This window comes from Neorhizobium sp. BT27B, from assembly GCF_050455485.1.
Classification (GTDB): domain Bacteria; phylum Pseudomonadota; class Alphaproteobacteria; order Rhizobiales; family Rhizobiaceae; genus Neorhizobium.
Genome location: NZ_JBCIYT010000003.1, coordinates 359,678 through 381,457, shown reverse-complemented (window position 1 = coordinate 381,457; position 21,780 = coordinate 359,678). Strand labels below are relative to the sequence as shown.

Annotated in this window: 21 protein-coding genes and 1 other RNA gene; 2 read left to right on the top strand and 20 right to left on the bottom strand. The window is 60.7% G+C overall.

Annotation, left to right across the window (positions count from 1 at the left end; all coding sequences use genetic code 11):
• Positions 1-53 precede the first annotated feature (53 nt).
• The 3 genes from ftsA to AAIH70_RS10500 are packed head-to-tail and all read right to left on the bottom strand — an operon-like array spanning position 54 to position 3,222.
• Positions 54-1,385: a cell division protein FtsA gene (gene ftsA, locus AAIH70_RS10510; protein WP_132272183.1), complete on the bottom strand. Its 1,332-nt coding sequence runs from the start codon at positions 1,383-1,385 to the stop codon at positions 54-56.
• Positions 1,382-2,299 (bottom strand): cell division protein FtsQ/DivIB, encoded by a 918-nt coding sequence (locus AAIH70_RS10505; RefSeq protein ID WP_132272573.1) that lies wholly within the window; start codon positions 2,297-2,299, stop codon positions 1,382-1,384. Before AAIH70_RS10505 ends, ftsA begins: the two co-directional genes overlap by 4 nt.
• Positions 2,296-3,222 carry a D-alanine--D-alanine ligase gene (locus AAIH70_RS10500; RefSeq protein WP_132272182.1) on the bottom strand — a complete coding sequence of 309 codons (927 nt, stop codon included), beginning with the start codon at positions 3,220-3,222 and terminating at the stop codon, positions 2,296-2,298. Before AAIH70_RS10500 ends, AAIH70_RS10505 begins: the two co-directional genes overlap by 4 nt.
• A gap of 331 nt (positions 3,223-3,553) precedes the next feature.
• Between AAIH70_RS10500 and AAIH70_RS10495 the strand changes: the two genes are divergently transcribed.
• Positions 3,554-4,858 carry an MFS transporter gene (locus tag AAIH70_RS10495; RefSeq protein ID WP_132272181.1) on the top strand — a complete coding sequence of 435 codons (1,305 nt, stop codon included), beginning with the start codon at positions 3,554-3,556 and terminating at the stop codon, positions 4,856-4,858.
• A 78-nt stretch (positions 4,859-4,936) separates the two neighbouring features.
• Here the strand turns inward: AAIH70_RS10495 and AAIH70_RS10490 are convergent, their stop codons facing one another.
• The 15 genes from AAIH70_RS10490 to mraZ all read right to left on the bottom strand — a co-directional run bounded on the left by AAIH70_RS10490 (position 4,937) and on the right by mraZ (position 19,603).
• On the bottom strand, positions 4,937-5,062 hold the full coding sequence (locus tag AAIH70_RS10490) for a hypothetical protein (protein WP_281033528.1): 126 nt from the start codon (positions 5,060-5,062) through the stop codon (positions 4,937-4,939).
• Positions 5,059-5,325 carry a hypothetical protein gene (locus AAIH70_RS10485; RefSeq protein WP_132272180.1) on the bottom strand — a complete coding sequence of 89 codons (267 nt, stop codon included), beginning with the start codon at positions 5,323-5,325 and terminating at the stop codon, positions 5,059-5,061. Before AAIH70_RS10485 ends, AAIH70_RS10490 begins: the two co-directional genes overlap by 4 nt.
• Positions 5,326-5,350: 25 nt before the next feature.
• Positions 5,351-5,476, bottom strand: a complete 126-nt coding sequence (locus AAIH70_RS10480; protein WP_281033527.1) for a hypothetical protein — start codon at positions 5,474-5,476, stop codon at positions 5,351-5,353.
• A 255-nt stretch (positions 5,477-5,731) separates the two neighbouring features.
• Positions 5,732-6,706, bottom strand: a complete 975-nt coding sequence (murB, locus tag AAIH70_RS10475; RefSeq protein ID WP_132272179.1) for a UDP-N-acetylmuramate dehydrogenase — start codon at positions 6,704-6,706, stop codon at positions 5,732-5,734.
• Positions 6,703-8,118: a UDP-N-acetylmuramate--L-alanine ligase gene (gene murC / locus AAIH70_RS10470; protein WP_132272178.1), complete on the bottom strand. Its 1,416-nt coding sequence runs from the start codon at positions 8,116-8,118 to the stop codon at positions 6,703-6,705. The genes murB and murC overlap by 4 nt, the downstream gene beginning before the upstream one ends.
• A complete protein-coding gene (gene murG, locus AAIH70_RS10465) occupies positions 8,115-9,239 on the bottom strand; it encodes an undecaprenyldiphospho-muramoylpentapeptide beta-N-acetylglucosaminyltransferase (protein ID WP_132272177.1) in 1,125 nt (374 codons plus the stop codon). Before murG ends, murC begins: the two co-directional genes overlap by 4 nt.
• A gap of 10 nt (positions 9,240-9,249) precedes the next feature.
• A complete protein-coding gene (gene ftsW / locus AAIH70_RS10460; RefSeq protein WP_132272176.1) occupies positions 9,250-10,404 on the bottom strand; it encodes a putative lipid II flippase FtsW in 1,155 nt (384 codons plus the stop codon).
• A complete protein-coding gene (gene murD, locus AAIH70_RS10455) occupies positions 10,404-11,813 on the bottom strand; it encodes a UDP-N-acetylmuramoyl-L-alanine--D-glutamate ligase (protein WP_132272175.1) in 1,410 nt (469 codons plus the stop codon). The genes ftsW and murD overlap by 1 nt, the downstream gene beginning before the upstream one ends.
• Before the next feature lie 7 nt (positions 11,814-11,820).
• Entirely contained in the window at positions 11,821-12,921 is a 1,101-nt protein-coding gene (mraY, locus tag AAIH70_RS10450; protein ID WP_132272174.1) for a phospho-N-acetylmuramoyl-pentapeptide-transferase, read from the bottom strand.
• A gap of 25 nt (positions 12,922-12,946) precedes the next feature.
• Entirely contained in the window at positions 12,947-14,380 is a 1,434-nt protein-coding gene (locus tag AAIH70_RS10445; protein WP_132272173.1) for a UDP-N-acetylmuramoylalanyl-D-glutamyl-2,6-diaminopimelate--D-alanyl-D-alanine ligase, read from the bottom strand.
• A complete protein-coding gene (locus AAIH70_RS10440) occupies positions 14,377-15,837 on the bottom strand; it encodes a UDP-N-acetylmuramoyl-L-alanyl-D-glutamate--2,6-diaminopimelate ligase (RefSeq protein ID WP_132272172.1) in 1,461 nt (486 codons plus the stop codon). Before AAIH70_RS10440 ends, AAIH70_RS10445 begins: the two co-directional genes overlap by 4 nt.
• 67 nt (positions 15,838-15,904) lie before the next feature.
• A complete protein-coding gene (locus AAIH70_RS10435; protein ID WP_132272171.1) occupies positions 15,905-17,653 on the bottom strand; it encodes a peptidoglycan D,D-transpeptidase FtsI family protein in 1,749 nt (582 codons plus the stop codon).
• Positions 17,653-18,123, bottom strand: coding sequence for a cell division protein FtsL (gene ftsL, locus AAIH70_RS10430; protein ID WP_132272170.1), 471 nt, complete (start codon positions 18,121-18,123; stop codon positions 17,653-17,655). The genes AAIH70_RS10435 and ftsL overlap by 1 nt, the downstream gene beginning before the upstream one ends.
• 2 nt (positions 18,124-18,125) lie before the next feature.
• The gene (gene rsmH / locus AAIH70_RS10425) at positions 18,126-19,151 is read right to left on the bottom strand and encodes a 16S rRNA (cytosine(1402)-N(4))-methyltransferase RsmH (RefSeq protein WP_132272169.1); all 1,026 of its coding nucleotides are present in this window, start codon (positions 19,149-19,151) and stop codon (positions 18,126-18,128) included.
• 14 nt (positions 19,152-19,165) lie between these two features.
• Positions 19,166-19,603 carry a division/cell wall cluster transcriptional repressor MraZ gene (gene mraZ / locus AAIH70_RS10420; protein ID WP_245519040.1) on the bottom strand — a complete coding sequence of 146 codons (438 nt, stop codon included), beginning with the start codon at positions 19,601-19,603 and terminating at the stop codon, positions 19,166-19,168.
• On the opposite strand from mraZ, the gene AAIH70_RS10415 reads away from it, so the two are divergent.
• A complete protein-coding gene (locus tag AAIH70_RS10415; protein WP_165931903.1) occupies positions 19,602-19,742 on the top strand; it encodes a hypothetical protein in 141 nt (46 codons plus the stop codon). The genes mraZ and AAIH70_RS10415 overlap by 2 nt on opposite strands.
• Positions 19,743-20,115: 373 nt before the next feature.
• Here the strand turns inward: AAIH70_RS10415 and rnpB are convergent.
• Both rnpB and AAIH70_RS10405 read right to left on the bottom strand, forming a co-directional pair.
• Positions 20,116-20,522: RNase P RNA component class A (rnpB, locus tag AAIH70_RS10410), an RNA gene on the bottom strand.
• 61 nt (positions 20,523-20,583) lie between these two features.
• Entirely contained in the window at positions 20,584-21,777 is a 1,194-nt protein-coding gene (locus AAIH70_RS10405) for an FAD-dependent oxidoreductase (protein WP_132272167.1), read from the bottom strand.
• Positions 21,778-21,780 lie beyond the last annotated feature (3 nt).

The following is a 21,780-nucleotide window of genomic DNA, read 5'->3' as shown; positions in this document are numbered from 1 at the left end:
CACGCCGCCGTTGATTCCTGCTTACCTCGACACGCTGGTGCGAAACCGGTGTGTCAGAAACTTTCCTTCAGCCACTGCCCCATTCGCGCCAGCCGGCCGTTGCCGCTGACCAGGCCCGACGCGAAACCGCCGTTTGCCGCATGCGTCTCCAGACCGGCGACCTGCGGGTAGATCATCAGCCCGGCCGCTGTCGAGAAGGCCGGTCCCTTTGCTGCGGTCGGAAGACCCGACAGGCCCATAGGACGCCCGATTCGGACGTTTCGGGCAAGGATTCGGCGCGCTGTTTCCGACAAACCGGTCAATTGGCTGGCGCCACCGGTCAGAACGACTCGCTTGCCGACGATCGGGCTGAAACCCGACTTCTGTATGCGGTCACGGATCAGTTCGAGCGTCTCTTCGAGGCGCGCGCGAACGATACGGGTGACCAGAGCCTTGGGGATCTGGGTAGGCTGATCACGGTCGTCCTCGCCGATCGGCGCAACCGAAATCAGGTCACGGTCGTCGGCACCAGTGGAGATGGCGGAGCCGTGAACGACCTTCATGCGCTCGGCGTCTTCGATTCGGGTCGAAAGACCGCGCGCAAGGTCGGTCGTGATGTGGTGGCCGCCCAGACCGATGGCATCGGTGTGAACCAGCTTGCCTTCGCAAAAGACGGAAATTGTGGTGGTGCCGCCGCCCATGTCGATGGCAGCGCAGCCGAGTTCGACCTCGTCATCGACCAGAGCCGCCAGACCGCTGGCATAAGGCGTCGAAACGAGACCTTCGACCGACAGATGCGCGCGGTTGACGCAGAGTTCGAGATTGCGGATCGCAGCGCGTTCGGCAGTGACGACATGCATGTCGACACCGAGTGTGTCGCCATACATCGACAGCGGATCGCGGATGCCGCGCTCGCCGTCGAGCGAATAACCGGTCGGCAGCGAATGCAGGATGACGCGATCCTGACGCTGCGACAGCTGGCTTGCATTGATCATCACCTTGCGCAGGTCGCCGGAGGCCACTTCCTGACCACCGAGATCGATGGTGGCGGTGTAGACATCGCTGGCCAGACGACCGGCCGAAACATTGACGATCAGGCTGTCGATGGTGAGACCGGCCATGCGCTCGGCGGCGTCGACGGCGAGGCGCACGACGCTTTCCGCCGCATCCAGATCAGCGATAACGCCCGACTTGACGCCACGCGAACGCTGGTGGCCGATGCCGATGATTTCGACATGATGAGTCCGGCCCGGCAGGACTTCGCTTTCCTGACGCGGCGTAAGCCGGCCGATCATGCACACGACCTTGCTCGATCCGATATCGAGAACCGAAACGACGTGACTGCGCTTGGAAGACAAAGGCTTCAGGCGCGGCAGACCGAGATTGGATGATCCGAACAGGCTCACGTTTCCCCTGCTTTCTTCAACGCTTTGGCGCGCGCCGCAACCGCCTGCTGGCGGCGTTCTGCGGCATCGGCCGTCAACTGTACTGTGGTGCGATCCTGAAGGCGGAGATCGACGGCTGCGACATCACGCTCCAGCATCTGCTGATTGGCTTCGAACTTGGCGAGACGCTTCAGCGCGCCGCCGACATTTTCTTCGGGCAGCTTGACGACGACGCCGTTGTCGAGATGCAGGTCCCAGCGGCGGCCGGCAACACGAACGAAAGCGCGAACACGCAGCTTCAGCTCCGGCCATTCCGCCATCTCATCTTCAAAACCCGACGCGGCCTTTTCCGCATCACGACCAACGAAGAGAGGCAGCGAAGCGAACTTGTTGTCGCGCAGAGGCGCGATGATGGCGCCGCTCTTTTCGATCAGCGAGAGTTCGCTGCCATGCTGCCAGATACCGAATGCCTCGCGCTCCTTGAGCATGACCTCGATCGTGCGCGGATAAACCTTGCGCACTTCCGCGTAGGCCACCCAGGGAAGCTCGGACAGCTGGCGGCGTGCCAGTTCGATATCGAGCGCGACCAGCGAGGTCGTGCCGTCGAGACCGAGCAGCTGAAGAATATCGATTTCCGATGTCTGGCTGTTGCCGGAGACACGCACGTCCTCGATGGCAAAACCGGCAGCGGCCGTTGTCGCCTGCGCCACCGTCTGCGTATGACCGCCGACCGACATGCCGTAGAGGCCGACAACTGCGAAGAAACCGAATGTGGCAACCGTCCCGGCATGGCGCGGAATATCGATGCGGCCAGTCGCAAGACTGACGCAAAAGCGCACGACACGACGCAGAGGGCGCGGCAGCACCATCCGATCGTCCGCAACAGGGCCATCCTCGTAAGGATTACGCGCCCCATCTGCCCTTTTGCCGTTCATCGCGAACAAGAAGCGTCCTCCACCATCCAACGGACGAGATCACCAAAGGAATGACCGGCATGAGCGGCCATTTCGGGCACCAGTGAGGTTGGGGTCATGCCCGGCTGCGTATTGACTTCCAGCCAGATGACCTCACCGTTTTCGGAGAAACGATCGTCGTAACGAAAGTCCGACCGACTCACGCCACGGCAACCCATCGCCAGGTGCGCCTTGAGTGCCAATGATTGAATCTTTTGGTAAATATTCGGTGAAATTCGTGCCGGAATGACATGGGTAGAGCCGCCCGCGGCGTACTTTGCGTCATAGTCGTAGAAGGTGTCGCCATTAGGCACCACTTCGGTGACGCCGAGCGCCACATTGCCCATCACACCACAGGTCAATTCGCGACCATAGACGTAACGCTCGACCATGACCTCCTCACCGTAACGCCATTCGGACGAGCCGATGATCTGCGGCGGATGCGCCTGATTTTCCTTCACGATAACGACGCCGAAGGACGACCCCTCGCGTACCGGCTTGACGACATAAGGGGGCTTGATCGGATGCGCACTGCCGAAGTCGAAACGGTTCAACACCTTGGCTTCAGCAACGGGAACACCGGCGGCCTTGGCGACATGCTTGGCCTGCTGCTTGTCCATCGACAGCGCCGACGCCAATACGCCGGAATGGGTATAGGGAATTTCGAGATATTCGAGGATGCCCTGAATGGTACCATCTTCACCAAACGGACCATGAAGCGCATTGAAGCAGACATCGGGACGCAATTCCGCCAGGACGGCGGCAATATTGCGATCGACATCGACGCGTGTGACTTTGTAGCCCTCACCTTCGAGAGCATCGGCACAGGCATTGCCGGAAGACAGACTGACGGGCCGCTCGGAGGAGAAACCTCCCATCAAAACAGCCACATGCTTGCCACTCATAAACCACTCCCAAGGAAATCACTCAAGGTTGAAGATCAACGCTTGTGCGAAACTTTCGCGGCATGATTCCAACCGTTTCCGATAGGCGCCCATTTAAGCGCCATTAAGGTTAATAAATCGTTTACTTTCGTTAACCAGAGCCTCCGGGAGGCGTTAACAAACCCGCACGGCGCAACCCCGCGCATGGCAGAAAAGCATCATAGCTTTCGCCCGAGGCTTGATTTTTTGCGCTTTATTGCGGAACGGCCATTTTATTCGATTTAAAATTACGCTATGGCCGCACCAACCCTCCTTAACAAAGGGAGGCGATACACCACTCACGGATATTAAGATGACACAGATGGATACCCCCGTGTCGTCGGCCGCTGAGCCGCTGGAACCTGTTGCAAAGAACTCTCCTGCACAAGTCCTGACGGCCAGCGTGGTCGGCACGACGATCGAATTTTTCGATTTCTACGTTTATGCGACGGCCGCAGTTCTGGTCTTCCCGACGCTGTTTTTCCCAGGCTCCGACCCGACTACGGCCCTTCTCGCATCCTTCGCGACCTTCTCGATCGCCTTTTTTGCGCGGCCACTTGGTGCCGTAGTGTTCGGTCATTACGGCGACCGCATCGGCCGCAAGACCACACTGGTCGCAGCGCTGCTGACCATGGGCGTTTCCACCGTCGTGATCGGCCTTCTGCCGACTTACGAGCAGATCGGCGTTTTCGCGCCGCTGCTTCTGGCGCTATGCCGTTTCGGCCAGGGTTTTGGTCTTGGCGGTGAATGGGGCGGCGCAGTGCTGCTTGCGACAGAAAATGCACCTCCGGGCAAAAAGAGCTGGTACGGCATGTTCCCTCAGCTCGGCGCACCGCTTGGCCTGTTCCTGTCTTCCGGCGTCTTCTGGGTCCTGCTGCACTTCATGTCACAGGATGCACTCCTGAGCTGGGGCTGGCGCGTACCGTTCATCGCCTCGGTCCTGCTCGTCGTCGTCGGCCTCTGGGTGCGTCTGTCCATCACCGAAACGCCGGCCTTCAAGGAGGCCATCGAAAAGCACGAGCGCGTTGACGTTCCCGTTGCGGAATTGTTCCGCAAGCACAAGCGCAGCCTCGTGCTCGGCACGTTCGTGGCGCTGGCAACGTTCGTTCTGTTCTACATCGGCACGGCCTATCTTCTGTCCTACAACGTCAAGGTCCTGAAGATGTCGTTCCTGGATGCGCTGGAAGTGCAGCTTCTCGGCTCGATCGTGTTCGGCATTTTCATCGTCGTCATCGGCAAGCTTGCCGAGCGTTACGGCCGTCGCGAAATGCTGATTGTCACGACTGTGCTGATCGCCGCATTCTCGTTCTTCCTGCCAGCCCTGATGACCAATGGTGAAGGCATGATCTTCCTGTTCGTCATTCTTGCCATGGTACCGATGGGCATGACCTACGGCCTGATCGGCACGGCACTCGCGGCCCCCTTCCCGGCCGCGGTTCGCTATACCGGCTCCTCGATCACCTTCAACATGGCCGGTATTTTCGGCGCCTCGCTTGCGCCCTATATCGCTACCTATCTGCAGGCAAACTACGGCATGGCCTATGTCGGCTACTATCTGCTGGTGGCTGCACTGATCACGCTGGCCTGCATCTTCCTGTCGGGTAAAGACAAAGTCTGATCCTGAGCGGAACGAACTGACGAAAAAGCCCGCGACGCCAATTGGTGTCGCGGGCTTTTCTTTGTTCGACGAAAAGGCTTATTCGCCGGGATGCAGCCGGTTTTTCCGGCGCTCCTGTCGCTTGTCAAAAACAATCCACGCCAAACCGATCACAGCAGTCGCAGCGGGCAGGATGTATAGATAGAAAGCCATCGTGACGGTCATATTCCCAGCTTTCCTAAAAGTTGTCTCGCTATCCAATGTAATATCAATGCAGCCAAAAGCCAAACCGCCGTTGATACGCCGATTTTCAGCGTGAGACTTTCCAAAGAGCTGCTCGATGAGAGAGATGTTATCGGAGCGATGAAACCCGCAACAGCGTAAGCGGTCGATAAGCGATCGAGATTGGCGGCCGCCAGCTTCAGCCGTTCGTTCTGGACAAGAACGCGTCGCCGCTCTTCATTCCTGTCATAACCGGCATCGGACATTGAGCACCCCGCCGATACGATAGCGTTAATCGCCCGAGCGAACTCGCACCTTGCGGCGAGCGCTGCGCTCGTTCAGGAGAACGGCAATCCATCCCGCGCCCGCGATCACGAACGGCAGTATATACAGGAAGAAAAACGTCGGGGCATTCATGATATCAGCCCTCCGAGAGCGCGCCTTGCACTCAAATGTAGTATCAAAGCACCCAAAAGCCAAGCGACAGTGGAAACGGCCGTCGATAGCGAGATGCTGAAAGACATGGCGCCACTCGAAAGTGACACCGCCGGCGCGATGAAACCGGCGGCCACGCAGGCCGTGGACAGCCTGTCCAGTGAATTGGCAAGCAGCTTGGTCCGTTCATTATGCACCAGCGTCATCAACGCCTCCCGAACGGACCAACCGAAGAGATCACTCCGTCGTCACGCCCTGGAAGGCGCGGACTTCGCGGCCGGGCATGAACATGCCGAGGCGCTTGATTTCCCATTCCAGCTTGATGCCGTGTTCTTCGAACACGCGCTGGCGCACCGTTTCGCCGAGATATTCGAGATCGTAACCGGAGGCGTGGCCTATATTGATCATGAAATTGCAATGCAGCGCCGACATCTGCGCGCCGCCATTCATCAGGCCGCGGCAACCGGCTTCATCGATCACCTTCCAGGCAGAATGGCCTTCAGGGTTCTTGAAGGTCGAGCCACCGGTCTTCTCCTTGACCGGCTGCACGGTTTCGCGGTGCAGGCGTACGGCATCCATTTCCGCGCGAATCTTGGCACGGTCGTCGGCGTAACCTTCGAAAATGGCGTGGGTGCAAATCAGGTCGGCAGCCGCCGAGGAATGGCGGTAGCTGTAGCCCATGTCGGCATTGGTCAACACATGCTTGTTGCCCTGACGATCGACTGCATGCACTTCGACAACGCGGTCCTTGGTCTCGGTGCCGTTGGCACCGGCATTCATGCGCAGAGCACCGCCGATCGAACCGGGAATACCGTAATAGAAGGCAAAGCCACCGATACCATTGTCCATGGCCATGGCGGCAACATGCTTGTCCGGGCAAATGGCGCCGGCCTTGATGCGGTTTTCGCCGACCAGTTCGACCTGACCAAACCCCTTGGCGGAGAGACGCAGCACGACGCCGTGAATACCGCCGTCGCGGACCAGCAGGTTGGAGCCGACACCGACGACCGTCAGCGGCACATCCGCCGGCAAAATCTTGAGGAAGGTGGCGAGGTCATCCACGTCATGCGGCTGGAACATCAATTCGGCCAGGCCGCCGGCCTGGAACCAGGTGACCCTGTCCATCGGCGCATCGGGCGTCAGCCGTCCGCGGATTTCCTTGACGCCCTCACCCAGAGACGCCAGCAACTGTTCCCCATTTACCTGCTTCATTGCGAATGCCCCGAAATGCCCTGCAATTCCTTGGGCAGCGATGCCGCCCAGTGAGTGATGTTACCAGCCCCCAAAAGAACCACGAAATCGCCAGGTTTGGCAATGGTGGCGATGATACCGGCCAATGCTTCCGGCGAGGCCATGAAACGGGCATCGCGGTGGCCGCCGGCGCGGATGCGCGATGCCAGCGTTTCGGAATCGGCGCCCTCGATCGGGTCCTCACCAGCTGCATAGACCGGCGCGAGAATAATGCTGTCGGCATCATTAAAGCAGGTGACAAAGTCCTCGAACAGGCTGTTCAGGCGCGAATAACGGTGCGGCTGGTGGACGGCGATGACGCGGCCCGAGCAGCTTTCGCGCGCAGCCTTCAGCACCGCCTTGATCTCGACCGGATGGTGGCCGTAATCGTCGAAGATCGACACGTCGTTCCAGGTGCCGGTCAGCGTGAAGCGGCGCTTTACGCCACCGAAAGCGGCCAACCCCTTGCGGATGTCCTCTTCCGAAATGCCGAGACGATTGGCGACGGCGATCGCGGCCGTGGCGTTGGAAATGTTGTGGCGGCCCGGCATGGGCAGCGTCAGGTCCTTGAACGAGAACACGCGGCCGGTACGGCGACGACGGATTTCCACGTCAAAAATCGCCTTGGTACCTTCCATGCGGACATTCGAGAACCGGGCATCGGCCTGCGGGTTTTCACCATAGGTGACGACCTTGCGGTCTTCGATCTTGCCGACCAAAGCCTGCACTTCCGGATGATCGATGCACATCACGCCAAAACCGTAGAACGGCACGTTTTCCACGAACTGGCGGAAGGCGGCGCGCACGGCGTCGAAATTGCCGTAATGGTCGAGATGTTCCGGATCGATATTGGTGACGACCGCAACGTCTGCCGGCAGTTTCAGGAAGGTGCCGTCCGATTCGTCGGCCTCCACCACCATCCACTCGCCCTCGCCCATGCGGGCATTGGTGCCGTAAGCATTGATGATGCCGCCGTTGATGACGGTAGGATCGAGATTGCCGGCTTCGAGCAGCGTTGCGACCATCGACGTGGTCGTGGTCTTGCCATGCGTGCCGCCGATGGCGATGGCATTGCGAAAACGCATCAGTTCGGCCAGCATCTCGGCACGGCGCACGATCGGCAGCGATTTTTCACGCGCGGCGATCAGCTCCGGATTGGTCTTCTTGATGGCGGTAGACACCACCACGACTTCGGAATCACCGATGTTTTCCGCCTGGTGGCCGACAAAAACCGGGATGCCCTTGTCACGCAGACGCTGCACATTGGCGCTGTCGGACTGGTCGGAGCCCTGCACCTTGTGGCCAAGGTTATGCAGCACTTCGGCAATGCCGCTCATGCCGATGCCGCCGATACCGATGAAATGGACGAGGCCGATGGCCTGCGGCATCTTCATGCCCGAACTCCTTTGAACTGCGCAATCCCTTGAGCCCCGGCAATAGCGATTACCATGTCGGCAAGCAAGGTCGCCGCATGTGGACGGCCGGCCTGCTTGGCTGCTTCAGCCATAGTGGCCAGACGCTCGGGTTCCTTCAACGCTGCCGACAGCTTTTGCGCCAGACGCTCCGGCGAAAGTTCTGCCTGCGGCACCACTTCGGCACCACCGGTCGCAACGAGTGCTGCGGCATTGGCGGCCTGATCGTGATCGAGCGCGTAAGGGTAAGGGACGAGGATTGATGGGCGGCCGATCACCGACACTTCCGAAACCGTGGACGCGCCGGAGCGGCAGACGACAAGATGGGCGGATGCGAGACGTTCGGCCATATCCGGGAAGAAGGCCGAAACATCCGGCGTCATCTTCAGCTTGGCAAAACACGATCCGACCTGACCCTGATCTTCGGGACGCGCCTGCTGGGTCAGCACGATGCGGCTACGCTCGCTTTCCTCCAGAAGGCTCAATGCTGTCGGAACGGCGCGTGAAAAGAACTGCGCGCCCTGGCTGCCGCCGAACACGACGAGGTTGAACGGCTGGCCTTCGAGGCTCGGCTGGTAAGGCGTGTTGGCGGCGGCCAGAACGGCTGGACGCACCGGATTTCCGGTCGTTATCGTCTTGTCGGCATACGCGCCCACACCTTCAGGCAGAAAACCGCCGGCAATCGCCTTGACGCGATTGGCGAGCGCCTTGTTGGCGCGGCCCATCACGGCGTTCTGCTCATGGATCATCGACGGCACGCCGAGGCCTGTGGAGGCCAGAAGCGGCGGAACCGTGGGGTAACCGCCGAAACCGACAACGGCCAGCGGCTTGATGCGCGAGATCAGTTTGCGGGCGGCGCGCAGGCCTGTCCACAGCTTGAACAGCGACTTCGCCACGGAAATCGGGTTCTTCGACCCGATCGTAGCGGACGGTACGACATGGATTTCGTCGGCCGGGAATTTGCCGGCGAAACGTTCAGCGCGGCTGTCGGTCACCAGATGCACGGAATAACCGCGCGCCTTCAACTCGTGCGCCAGTGCTTCGGCCGGAAACAGATGGCCGCCGGTTCCCCCGGCGGCAAGCAGGATAATGCCTTTGGTCATGAAAACCCTTTTACTCTGCCGGCACCGCGGATGTCACGCGGAACAGGCTGCGTTCCTGTGCACGCTTTTCCGGACGGTGGCGGGTGAGCGCCAGAATAAAGCCGGCAGTGACGGCAACCGCGATCATTGACGAACCACCATAGGAGATCAGCGGCAGGGTCATGCCCTTGGCCGGGATGAGTTCCAGATTAACGCTGATATTGATCATCGACTGCACGCCGAGCTGCAGCACGAGGCCTGCAACGGCAAAGCGGTTGAAATCGTTGCGCTCGCGGAAGGCGTGGCCAAGGCCTCTCAGCACGATGAAGGCAAAGATCGACACCAGAACGATGCAGAACAGGATGCCGAACTCTTCGGCCGCAACGGAAAAGATGAAGTCGGTATGGCTGTCGGGGATGATGCGCTTGTAGATGCCTTCACCCGGTCCGAGACCGAACCAGTTGCCGTTGATGATGGCGTCACGGGCGGTATCCACCTGAAACGTGTCGCCCTCGCCCGTCCAGAAACGGTCGATACGACCGGCCACATGCGGCAGCATATAATAGGCGGTCATGACGCCGCCGACACCCAAGCCACCGAGAAGCACAATCCACAGCCACGGCATGCCGGCCATGAAGAACATGCCGCCCCAGACGGCACTGGTGAGAATGGTCTGGCCGATATCCGGCTGGGCAACCAGCAGCGCACCGACGATGCCGAACAGGATGATGGCAAACAGGTTACCGGGGATTTCCGGCTGGCGAGCGTGCTCGGCAAACAGCCAGGCGCAGACGACCACGAAGGCCGGTTTCATGAACTCCGACGGCTGGATCGACAGGCTACCGAAATTGACCCAACGGCGCGCGCCCTTGACCTCGATACCGAAGAACAACGCCAGCACCATCATGGCCAGCGCCACGACCAGCAGGATGATGGCGGTGCGGCGGATCTGCCGCGGGCTGAACAGCGAAAGGCCCACCATCACGATGATCGAGGGCACGAGGAACATCGCGTGACGCTCGACGAAGTGAAAGCTGTTGAGGCCGAGGCGTTCGGCCACCGCCGGCGATGCCGCAAAAGACAGCATGAAGCCGATGCCCATCAACAGGATGAAGGCCGCCAGAAAGAAGCGGTCGATCGTCCAGAACCAGTCCGCAAGCGGACCGCGGTCTACGCGACTTACCATTATGCGTTCTCCTTCTTGACCTCGACCAGCATCGTCACGCCGTCAAGGCTAGCGACCTCGGCAACAAACACGTCACCGCGGACCTCGAAATTCTTGAACTGATCGAAGCTGGCGCAAGCGGGCGACAACATCACGGCGGATGCCACGCTGTCTTCGGCCGCATCGGCTGCCGCATGCGCGACGGCCTGGGCAAGCGTGCCGGAAATCTCGAATTTCACGGCATCACCCAGCGTCGCGGCAAATTGTGGTGCCGCCTCTCCGATCAGATAGGCTTTGACGATACGCGGAAAAAGTGGTGCGAGGCTTGTGATACCACCTTCCTTGGGCAAACCGCCCGCAACCCAGTAGATGCGCTCGTAGCTCGACAGCGCGGGGGCTGCGGCCTCGGCATTGGTCGCCTTCGAGTCGTTGACGAACACGACGTGGTCGCGACGACCAACCGGTTGCATGCGGTGTTTCAGGCCGGGGAAACTTTTCAAACCCGCACGGATGTCTTCGATGGAGACGCCGACCGCGAGGCAGGCGGCAATCGCTGCCGCTGCGTTCTGGGCGTTATGCGCGCCCTTCAGTGTGTCGATGCCTGCCAGATCAGCCACATCGGAAATCTTACCGCGCTCTGCGCCAAGGATACGGCTACCTTCGGCATAAAGCCCTTCGGCGACCGGATTGCGCTTGGAGATACGCTCAACCTTGACGCCGGCACGTTCGACACGATCAGCGATCAGCGCACAAAAACTGTCATCGACACCAATGACGGCGGTTTTGGAACCGGCGACCAGACGCTCCTTGATGTCGGCGTAATGCTGCATCGTGCCGTGACGGTCGAGGTGGTCGGGTGTCAGGTTGAGAAGAATGCCGGCAGATGGGTTTAGCGTCGGCGCCAGATCGATCTGGTAGGACGAGCATTCCACCACGTAATAACGTTCGGCCTTCGGCGGATCGAGCGTCAGGATGGCGGTGCCGATATTGCCGCCGAGCTGGGTATCGCGACCGCTGGATTGCAGGATATGGGCGATCAGCGCCGTCGTGGTCGACTTGCCGTTGGTGCCGGTAATGGCGATCAGCGGGCAATCCGGCGCATGGGCACGGCGTTCGCGGATGAAAAGCTCCACATCGCCGATGACCTCGACACCGGCTGCGCGGGCGAGATCGACCGTCCAGTGCGGTTTCGGATGGGTGAGCGGCACGCCGGGCGACAGCACGAACGCGGAAAGCGAGGGCCAGTCCAGCCCCCGCAGATCCGCCGTCTTGATACCCTCGGCATTCGCCTTGGCAACGCTGTCGGGATTGTCGTCCCATGCGGTGATATCAGCACCACCGGCCACCAGAGCCTTTGCCGTCGCCAATCCCGAGCCACCGAGGCCGAAGAGAGCGACTTTTTTGCCAGAAAACGTGGTGACCGGGATCATGATACAATCAGCGTAGCTTGAGTGTGGAAAGGCCGAGAAGGGCAAGACCGACGGCAATGATCCAGAAGCGGATCACCACCTGGCTTTCGGTCCAGCCGAGCTTTTCGAAATGGTGGTGGATCGGCGCCATCAGGAACACACGTCGGCCGGTGAGCTTGAAGAAACCGACCTGGATGATCACCGACAGCGTTTCCATAACAAACAGGCCGCCGATGATCGCCATGACGATCTCGTGCTTGGTGGCGACGGCAACCGAACCGATCAGGCCGCCAAGCGCCAGCGAACCGGTATCGCCCATGAAGATGGCGGCGGGCGGCGCGTTGAACCACAGGAAGCCGAGGCCGGCGCCGATAACCGCGCCGAGAATGACGGCGAGTTCACCTGTGCCCGGCACAAAATTGATCTGCAGATAGTTGGCGAAAACGGCGTTACCGGCAACGTAGGAGATGATGCCGAACGAGGCGGCCGCGATCATCACCGGCACGATGGCAAGACCATCGAGACCGTCCGTCAGGTTGACGGAATTGCCGGCCGCGACGATGACAAAACCGCCGAACAGCACGAAGAACATGCCGAGATTGACGACAAAATCCTTGAAGAACGGAAAGGCGATCGAAGAACCGAGCGTCGAGCCGCTCTGCCCGGTGGCGAGCGCCATGCGCATCATGAAGAACGTCGCGACACCGGCGATCAGGAACTCGATGCCGAGGCGCGCCTTGCCGGAAAAGCCCTTGTCCGACTGTTTCGTCACCTTGAGGTAATCGTCGTAAAAACCGATGGCACCGAAACCGAGCGTCACCAGCAGCGTCGAAACGACGTAGATGTTGGAGAGGTCGGCCCAGAGCAGCGATCCGCCGAGAATACCGGCAAGTATCATCAGGCCGCCCATGGTCGGCGTGCCGGCTTTCTTGAAATGGGTCTGTGGACCATCGGCGCGGATCGGCTGGCCCCTGCCCTGACGGACACGCAGGGAAGCGATGATGCTCGGCCCGAACATGAAAACGATGAAGGCGGAGGTGAACGCAGCAGCACCCGTCCGGAACGTGATGTACCGGAACAGGTTGAAAAATTGCACGTGGTTCGCCAGTTCGACAAGCCAGATCAGCATGAAGGCCCTTTCTCGGAAGCCGGTATCAGGAATGCGGCTCCGTGTCTGCGAAGGCCGGATAGTTGTCAATAAGAGCGTCGATGATCCTGCGGAAACCAAGGCCCAGCGAGGATTTGACCATCAGCACGTCACCCGGAACGACCGAGCGCACGCTGAAATCCGCGAGTTCCTGAGTCGTCTCGAAATAGGCGACATCAACGCTGTCGGGCAAAGAGTCGCGCAATGCGGCCATTTCGGGGCCGGCGAGCCAGACATGTTCGATACCCGCAGCCAAAAGCGCGCCGGTCAGGTTCTGATGAACTTTCGCGGAATGTTCGCCCATTTCCAGCATGTCGCCAAGCACGGCGATACGCCGGCCGGACAGTTCCGGCTGGTGGGTTGCAAGAAGCGCAATCGCCGCCCGCATCGAGGCCGGGTTGGCGTTGTAGCTTTCGTCGATCAGGGTCAGGTGCCCCTCGCCGATACCGAGCGTGTGGCGTTCGCCGCGACCCTTGACCGGCTTGAGTTCGGCCAGCGCCTGTTTTGCCGCATCCATGTCGGCACCAAACAGCGAAACGACGGCAAGCGCCGCCATCGCATTTTCGGCAATGTGGCGGCCGGGGGCGCCGATGCGCACTTCCGTCGTATCGCCCTGCAGTGTTGCCCAGATCACCGAGCCATCGGCATTGCCCTCGAAATCGGCAAGGCGAAAATCGGCCTTGGCATGCTGGCCAAAGGTCAGCACGTTTTCGACGCCGGCCGCCTGTGCCGCCTGATCGAGCAAACCGTATTGCGGAATATCGCGATTGATCAGCGCCGAACCGCCCGGCAACACGCCTTCGAAAATCTCCGCCTTGGCTTCAGCAATCTCGTCGAGATCGCGGAAATGGCCAAGATGGGCGGCGGCAATGGTGGTGACCACCGCCACATGCGGGCGCACCATGGCGGTGAGCGGACGGATTTCGCCGGGATGGTTCATGCCGATTTCGAAGACGCCAAAATAGGTGTCGATCGGCATGCGGGCGAGCGTCAGAGGTACGCCCCAGTGATTGTTGAACGAGGCGACGGCGGCATGCACCTTGCCGGAAGGGGCAAGCGCGTGGCGCAACATTTCCTTGGTGGTCGTCTTGCCGACCGAACCGGTGACGGCGACGATCTGCGCACGGCTGCGCTTGCGGGCGGCGACGGCGAGCTTGCCGAGCGCTTCCAGCACATCCTCGACGACGATCATCGGCACCGTCAGGCGTCCCATGGCCGGAAGCTTGCCTTCGGCAACGACAATCAGCGCCGCACCATTGGCAACGGCGACGCCTGCGTAATCGTGACCGTCAACGCGGTCACCCTTGATGGCGAAAAAGGCTTCACCTTCGCCAATCGAGCGGCTGTCGATGGAAATGCCGGTAATACCGGCCGGCAGTGCCCCGACCGGGCGGCCATCCATAACGGCCGTCATTTCCTGTGAGGTCCAGAGCAGCGTCACTGTTTCAGTCCCTCCAGCGCCTTGCGCACTTCTGCGTGGTCGGAAAACGGCAGCGTCGTCGAACCGACGGTCTGCCCCTCTTCATGGCCCTTGCCGGCCACGATCAACGTGTCGCCCGCATGCAGCCCGTTCACCGCATGGCGGATGGCTTGCGCACGGTCGGCGATTTCAGTGGCACCGGGAGCAGCCGCCATGATTTCCGAGCGGATCACCTCCGGCTGTTCCGAGCGTGGATTGTCGTCGGTGACGATCACTACATCGGCAAGCCGTGTGGCGATCTCACCCATGATCGGGCGTTTGCCCTTGTCGCGGTCACCGCCGCAGCCGAACACCACGACGACACGGCCGGTGGTGAAGGGACGCACGGAGGACAGCACGTTCTGCAGCGCATCCGGCTTGTGGGCATAATCGACATAGGCCGGCGCGCCATCCGGCGTCTGGCCAACCAATTCCAGGCGACCCGAGGCACCAACCAGCTTTTCGAGTGCCGCCATCGCCTTGTCAGCCGGAACACCGGTGGACATGGCAAGACCGGCAGCGACCAGCGCATTGGAGATCTGGAAATCACCGGCCAGCGGGATGTCGACTTCGAAGATGCGGCCTTCGGCGGTGATTTCGGCTGTCTGCTTGTGACGGAAATGTTCGACGCGCTTCAGCGTCAGGTAATTTCCCTTGCGGCCGACGGTGCGCACATCGAGGCCGGACGCCTTAGCGACCCGGATCGCTTCTTCCGACCACGGATCGTCGGAGAAAATCACGGCCGGTGCGCCTTTTTCCATCAGCGTATCGAACAGGCGCATCTTTGCCGCCATGTAGGATTCGACGGTCGGATGGTAATCCATGTGGTCGCGACCGAGATTGGTGAAACCGGCAGCGGCCAGTTTCACGCCATCGAGACGGCTCTGGTCGAGGCCATGGCTGGACGCCTCCATGGCGGCATGGGTGACGCCCTCGCCAGCAAGTTCCGCCAGCAGCGCATGCAGCGCAATCGGATCGGGCGTGGTCAGCGAACCGTAATCGTTGCGGGTCGGCGAAACGACACCGGTCGTGCCGATCATCGCAGCCGGATGCCCGGCATATGCCCAGATCTGGCGGGTGAAGGAAGCGACGGATGTCTTGCCGGCCGTGCCGGTCACGGCGACCATGGTTTTTGGCTGCGCGCCATAAAACCGGGCGGCGGCAATCGCCAGAAGCCGGCGCGGATTGTCCATCGTCAGGACCGGAATGCCGACATCGGCGGTATGCGCGGCGATCGCAACAACGGCACCGCGCGCGGCTGCATCACCGATAAAGCCCGCGCCATCGGCCTTGGTGCCGGCCATGGCAACGAACAAGGCGCCGGGCACAGCCTTGCGGCTGTCCGACGCGATCGCGGTAACGTCTATATCCCCTGCGGGACCTTTCACAGCTTCGGCAAGCTCGGGAAAATCAGCGCCGATCAGCTCTCTCAGTATCATCTCTGCCCTCTCCTTCCGGGGGCCGGATCAAACCGGCCCGCGAATCGTCGTGCTCATTCATTATGGCCTAATAGGACACGAGCAAGGCGGAGCCATTTTCACCAAACGAAGGTTGTACACCGAGAATAGGTGCAGACCGCGCGATGATCTCCTTGACCATAGGTGCAGCGGAGGTCGCAGCCAGCGCCGCGCCATTGCCCTTCTCTGTTTTCGGCTCGTCGGAGAAGCTCAACACGACGTAACGCGGATTGCTCATCGGGAAGGCCGCAAGGAAGGCGTTAAAATTCTTGTCGTGGGCGTAACGGCCGTTGACGACCTTGTCGGCCGTGCCGGTCTTGCCGCCAACGTCAAAACCTTCGACGCGCGCATTACGGCCGGAGCCCTTCGAACCGTTCCATTCGAACAGATAACGCATGTCCTTGCTGCTCGAAGGGTTCATCACCTGCGTTGCGAATTCGGTTGCCTGCTCTTCGGTGCGCGGCAGGAATGTCGGCGGATGCAGAACACCGCCGTTCACCAATGCCGCACCGGCCACCGCCGTCTGCAAAGGTGTGGTCGAAACGCCGTGGCCGAAGGAGATGGTGACCTGGTTGATCTTCTTCCATTCACGCGGCGCGCTCGGCGTGGCGATTTCCGGCAGTTCCGTCTTCATGCGGGTAAGAAGCCCGAGCTTGGTCAGGAATGCCTTGTGATCCGGAATGCCGACGGCATCTGCGATCTTGGCGGTGCCGATGTTCGACGAATACTGAAAGACTTCCGGCACGCTGAGGAAACGGCCCTTGCCGTGGAAATCCTTGACCGTGTAGCCACCCATGCGGATCGGGAAACGCGCATCGATGCTGTCGTTCAACGTGATCTTTTTTTCGTCAAGGCCCATGGCGATGGTGAAGGACTTGAAGGTGGAGCCCATTTCGAACGTGCTGTTCGTCATGCGGTTCATCCAGCCTTCCGGGCCATTGGCATTCGGATCGTTCGGATCGAAATCCGGTGCCGACGCCATGCCGAGGATTTCGCCGGTATGAACGTCGAGAACCACGGCGCCACCGCCGATCGACTTGTATTTGTCGATGGAACTGGCAACCACATCGCGAACGATCGCCTGAACGCGAACGTCGATCGACAGCTTGACCGGCTCCAGCGGCTGGTTCGAGGTCATACCGACGGCAGCAAGATCGGCGAGACCCTGGCTGTCGATATAACGTTCCATGCCGGAAACGCCGCGGTTGTCGATATTGACGTAACCGACGATATGGGCGGCGGTCGCACCGCCGGGATAGAAGCGACGTTTTTCCGGGCGAAAGCCGATACCGGGAATGCCGAGTGCCAGGATCTGGCTCTGCTGCTTTGGCGTCAGCTGCCGCTTCAGCCACTGAAAACGGCTCTTGGACGATAGCTTTGCGTAAGTACCCTTGATGTCGAGATCATGCAGCACCGTCGACAGCTTTTCGATGACCTCGTCGGCATCGACGATCTTGTGCGGCTCGGCAAACAGCGAAACGGTGCGGATGTCGGTGGCCAGAAGCGCACCGTTGCGATCGACGATATCCGGACGCGAAGCCATCAGCCGGTCGGCCGGCGGAATGCTCGATGTCGTCTGCGGCTCGCTCATCGCATAATAGACCATGCGGCCGCCGATCACGCAGTAAAGCGCGGTGAAACCGAAAATCACCAGACCGACGCGGTTACGGGCCTGCTGCGCCTTACGCTTGCGCGTTCCCTCGATATTGGCACCGGACTTGCGCGGAGAAGCTCCACGCGCCCCGGTGGAGAAATGCCCCCTGCTCTTCAGCACCATGATCCGGGATAGAAAAGACATCAGCGATTTACCGATCCGGTTGAAATTGAGTCCACGCGTACAGACCCACGTGCTACCGGAACGGGGATGCGCGAAGCTGGAGCCGACGCTTTGGCCGCGGCAACGCCGCGGATCGCCTTGGAGACTTCGTCATCTGCACCGGCGATCAGCTGCTCGATCGAGGTTTCGGGCTGCGGCAGCTGCGACTTCAGCATCGGCAGCTCGTTGGGCTGGGCGAGCTGGGTCGGATCGGTGGCCGCAAGCTGCAGTTCCTGATGATAGGCGCCGATCAGGTGCTGCAGGCGGTTGGGCTGGGTCTGCAAGGCCCAGTCGGCTTTCAGAAGATCGATCGTGTCGCGCTCGAGACGGATTTCCGTCTGCAGCCGGTGAACCTCTTCCAGCTTCAGCTCGGCACGATGCTTGATCGTGTAGGTGACGACGGCGGTTGCCGTCATGACGCCGATGAGAACGAGATCAAAACTTCTGAGCATGGTTACGCTCCCAACGTTGAAAGGCTGGCGAGATCAGGCAGATCGAAGATCGACATGTTGAAAGAGCCGTGCGCAGCCGCGGTACGCAAGCCCGCACGCAATTTTGCCGAACGAGCGCGCGGATTGATCTCGGCTTCCTCTTCGGTGGCGCCGATCATCGACTTGCCGATGGTTTCGAAAACGACCGGACGCTCCTCGACCAGCGGCATGTGGCGCGAACCTGTCGCCTTGCCCGAACGATCGGCGAAGAACTTCTTGACGATGCGGTCTTCGAGCGAATGGAAGCTGACGATGACCAGACGACCACCGGGCTTCAGAGCGCGCTCGGCGGCAAACAGCGCCTGCGCCAGTTCGCCGAGCTCATCGTTGACGAAGATGCGCAGCGCCTGAAAGACGCGGGTGGCCGGATGGATCTTGTCCTTGGCGCGGCGCGGATTGACCGTTTCGATCAGATTGGCGAGATCGCGCGTGGTGGTGAACAATTCCTGCGCCCGGCGCTTTTCAATGGCGCGGGCGATGCGGCCGGCATGGTTTTCCTCGCCGAGGAAACCAAAAATGCGGGTAAGATCGCCGACCTTGGCGCGATTGACGACATCGGCGGCGGAAACACCGCTGGCCGACATGCGCATGTCGAGCGGGCCATTGCGCTGGAAAGAGAAGCCGCGCTCGGCCTCATCGATCTGCATGGACGACACGCCGATATCGAGCACGACGCCATCGAGACCGCCGTCCGGCGTATAGGCATCGAGACCAGAAAATTGCGAATGAAAAAGTGACAACCGTCCGCCGCTTGCCTCGACCAGCGACTGACCTGCGGCAATCGCCGTCGGGTCGCGATCGAGCGCGATGACGTTGGCGCCGGCATCGAGAATGGCCGAGGTATAACCGCCTGCGCCAAACGTGCCATCGAGAATGACGTCGCCGGCCTTCGGCTGCAGCGAGGTCAGAACCTCGCGGAGAAGAACCGGGATGTGGCGAACCGATCCGCCATCGGCTTCAGGTGTCCCGTCGCCAAGATTCGCCGCCATCCCGTTTCCTCGTCCTATTGAGGGCGCGACATACTCAAGCGCCCTTCCCTTGCTGCCGCCTGCGCCTCGTGAAACGCCTGCGGCTGCCAAAGCTGAAAGTGATCCGAGCGCCCGACAAACGTCACGTCCGTACCGATGCCCGTAAAGTCCCGGATGAAATCCGTGACCATCAGCCGGCCTTCCGCGTCGAGCCTCATGAAAACGCCGCCACCGTGAACCAGCAGCGACATCCTGTTCGCTTCCGGCGAGAACGGATCGGCTGTCGCGATCTGCCGCTCGTAACGTTCGAGCAGATCCGGACCGCCGACGCTGATCGCCGGAAAGACGAGGTCCTGGAGACAATAAAGCTCCTGAACACCCCTCTGCGCCAACACGGCACGGAACAGCGCAGGGACGGAAACACGCCCCTTCGCATCGATCCGATTCGTCGCATTGGACAGGAAGCGGTTCATGACACCAAACATCCACTTCCGAAACCCGCCGGACCAAAAACATACCGGCAAACATGCCGCGCAAGGACACGAAGCGGACAACCGGGCGGACGACATGCCACCCAGCCTTCCGTTTCCGGAAAGAGCCGAAACTGTCTGATTGAGAGGCCTTTAGCAGCCCTTGCGCAGTGCAGTTTTGGGATAACATGGGACCATATGGGCGTCAATGGGAAGCATCCGCCAATCCGGAATGCCACATCGTTTATTCATAACCCGTTAAGTTTAACAAAGAGTTAGCGAACCATGCCCGCAGATTGCATGCGCAGACAGCCCGAAGTCAGCCAAGCGCAGGGGCTAAGCTGTTGGGCGATCGAAAAGATTAGAAAATGGGCGGATAAAAAAGCGCCACACAGGCACAATCTGGACGCGCAAATCCATGCGAGCAACTCTACGCCAGGACGTGAATCAGCCACACAGACCAAAGCCGCCCATGGCAGGACAAGGGCGTCGCATGGATCGCCAATGAGGGGAAAAATACCAGTTGGCCTGTAAGCCGGGTTCTGTATGGCCCCGGTGCAAGCACCGGAACGTGGCAGCCATTCATCTGGGACGCCGTTTGCACGTCGCCTCTCGCAACCCACCCGGATGACTGGCCCGAAAACCGGCTGTAGCCCCGCCTTGCGACAGGACCCGCGTCATCCCTATTCGGTTTTGCTCCCGGTGGGGTTTACCATGCCGCCGCTGTTACCAGAAGCGCGGTGGGCTCTTACCCCACCCTTTCACCCTTACCCGGTCGGAACCGGGCGGTATCCTCTCTGTGGCACTTTCCCTGGGGTCGCCCCCGCCGGACGTTATCCGGCACCGTGTTTCCGTGGAGCCCGGACTTTCCTCACCTTACCGTCTTTCGACATTGGTAAAGCGCGGCTGCCCGGCCAACTGGTCCGCGCTCCTTAGACGAGACCAAACACAATTGCCACAGCGAAAACGCCGAACGCAGCCTATCAGACGAAATGCGCGGGAAAACCGCCGGCCGCTGCGTAAGCCTCATCCTCGATGCGGCCACGCAAAAGCAGTTCCGCCCCCAGCCTGCCGATCTCGTCCGAACTTTTGGCCGCAGCACCACAGCCGCCGGTCAGCACGCCAATGCGCGCCGAGGTCATGGCGATGGCTGGATAGTCCGTGGGCGTGAACGAGGTGACGCAGGCGGCCATGGAATTGCGCGACAGATCGACATCCGGTACCAGCTTTCCGACCACCGCACTCAGGTGCTGGTTGGTGCTTTCGCGCCCACCGGAGCGGAACCATGCGCGGATCTCCGGCTCGGTCTTCAGTTCCACATCGTCGGGATCGCCGCCGATCTTGAGGTAGAGCTTGCCATCGGGATAACGCACAGGCGGCAGCATGTAGATGCCGTCGTCTTCCTCGGTCCACTTCCAGATCAGCGACGGCATCTTGCCGAACACTTCCATCTGCTTCTCATCGATCTCGAAGAAGGAGACGGTGCGGGCATAAACCTTCAGATCGAGCCGGGCACCGAGCAGCTTTTCGGCGATGGAAAAGCCGCCGGCCGCGACAAGCAATTTTTCCGCCGAATAGGTCCGTCCCTCAGCGGTGGCGACGGTCACAAGACCGCCCTCCTCCCGCGTCGAAACCACGGTCTCGCGGATCACCGTTGCCCCCTGCCGCTCGGCCAGAACCGTCTGCGCCTTCACCAGCCGGCGCGGATTGATATGGCCGGCATTTTTCTCTTCAAAAACGCCGTCGCTATCCTGCGGGAACGAGAAATATGGAAAGTATTCACCGAGACGGCTATCGCCCATGTTTTCCGTGGCGACGCCAAGCTGCGCCGCAGCCTTCTCGACGCGCCCGACATAGGTGGCATCGCCATTGCGCTGGGGGCCGACCACGAGGCACCCGACTTCGGAGTAAAAGTCCACGCCGCTTTTCCTGGCGATCTCGCCGTAGCGGGCGATGGAGCGATTGGCCAGACGCGCCCAGACGGCATTCTGATCGATGGTGCGGGTGATGCGGGCATCGTCGTAATGGCTGGCGAACACGCCCTCATGGCTGGCAGTATTTGCCGGCTCCGCAGGGCCGATGACGGCGACGCCATCCGTCCATTTCGAAAGATGCCGCGCGGCGGCGGCGCCCATCATGCCGCAACCGATGATGATATATTTGAAATGCCCGTCCATGAG

Bases quoted from the DNA above. Each gene is read 5' to 3' on its own strand.
- murC (WP_132272178.1), bottom strand. From the start codon at position 8,118: ATGAAGATGCCGCAGGCCATCGGCCTCGTCCATTTCATCGGTATCGGC.
- AAIH70_RS10495 (WP_132272181.1), top strand. From the start codon at position 3,554: ATGACACAGATGGATACCCCCGTGTCGTCGGCCGCTGAGCCGCTGGAA.
- AAIH70_RS10500 (WP_132272182.1), bottom strand. From the start codon at position 3,222: ATGAGTGGCAAGCATGTGGCTGTTTTGATGGGAGGTTTCTCCTCCGAG.
- AAIH70_RS10490 (WP_281033528.1), bottom strand. From the start codon at position 5,062: ATGACCGTCACGATGGCTTTCTATCTATACATCCTGCCCGCTGCGACT.
- AAIH70_RS10435 (WP_132272171.1), bottom strand. From the start codon at position 17,653: ATGTCTTTTCTATCCCGGATCATGGTGCTGAAGAGCAGGGGGCATTTC.
- murD (WP_132272175.1), bottom strand. From the start codon at position 11,813: ATGATCCCGGTCACCACGTTTTCTGGCAAAAAAGTCGCTCTCTTCGGC.
- ftsL (WP_132272170.1), bottom strand. From the start codon at position 18,123: ATGCTCAGAAGTTTTGATCTCGTTCTCATCGGCGTCATGACGGCAACC.
- AAIH70_RS10485 (WP_132272180.1), bottom strand. From the start codon at position 5,325: ATGTCCGATGCCGGTTATGACAGGAATGAAGAGCGGCGACGCGTTCTT.
- AAIH70_RS10405 (WP_132272167.1), bottom strand. From the start codon at position 21,777: ATGGACGGGCATTTCAAATATATCATCATCGGTTGCGGCATGATGGGC.
- ftsW (WP_132272176.1), bottom strand. From the start codon at position 10,404: ATGGTAAGTCGCGTAGACCGCGGTCCGCTTGCGGACTGGTTCTGGACG.
- mraZ (WP_245519040.1), bottom strand. From the start codon at position 19,603: ATGAACCGCTTCCTGTCCAATGCGACGAATCGGATCGATGCGAAGGGG.
- murG (WP_132272177.1), bottom strand. From the start codon at position 9,239: ATGACCAAAGGCATTATCCTGCTTGCCGCCGGGGGAACCGGCGGCCAT.
- rsmH (WP_132272169.1), bottom strand. From the start codon at position 19,151: ATGGCGGCGAATCTTGGCGACGGGACACCTGAAGCCGATGGCGGATCG.
- AAIH70_RS10505 (WP_132272573.1), bottom strand. From the start codon at position 2,299: ATGAACGGCAAAAGGGCAGATGGGGCGCGTAATCCTTACGAGGATGGC.
- AAIH70_RS10415 (WP_165931903.1), top strand. From the start codon at position 19,602: ATGACACCAAACATCCACTTCCGAAACCCGCCGGACCAAAAACATACC.
- murB (WP_132272179.1), bottom strand. From the start codon at position 6,706: ATGAAGCAGGTAAATGGGGAACAGTTGCTGGCGTCTCTGGGTGAGGGC.
- AAIH70_RS10480 (WP_281033527.1), bottom strand. From the start codon at position 5,476: ATGAATGCCCCGACGTTTTTCTTCCTGTATATACTGCCGTTCGTGATC.
- AAIH70_RS10440 (WP_132272172.1), bottom strand. From the start codon at position 15,837: ATGATACTGAGAGAGCTGATCGGCGCTGATTTTCCCGAGCTTGCCGAA.
- mraY (WP_132272174.1), bottom strand. From the start codon at position 12,921: ATGCTGATCTGGCTTGTCGAACTGGCGAACCACGTGCAATTTTTCAAC.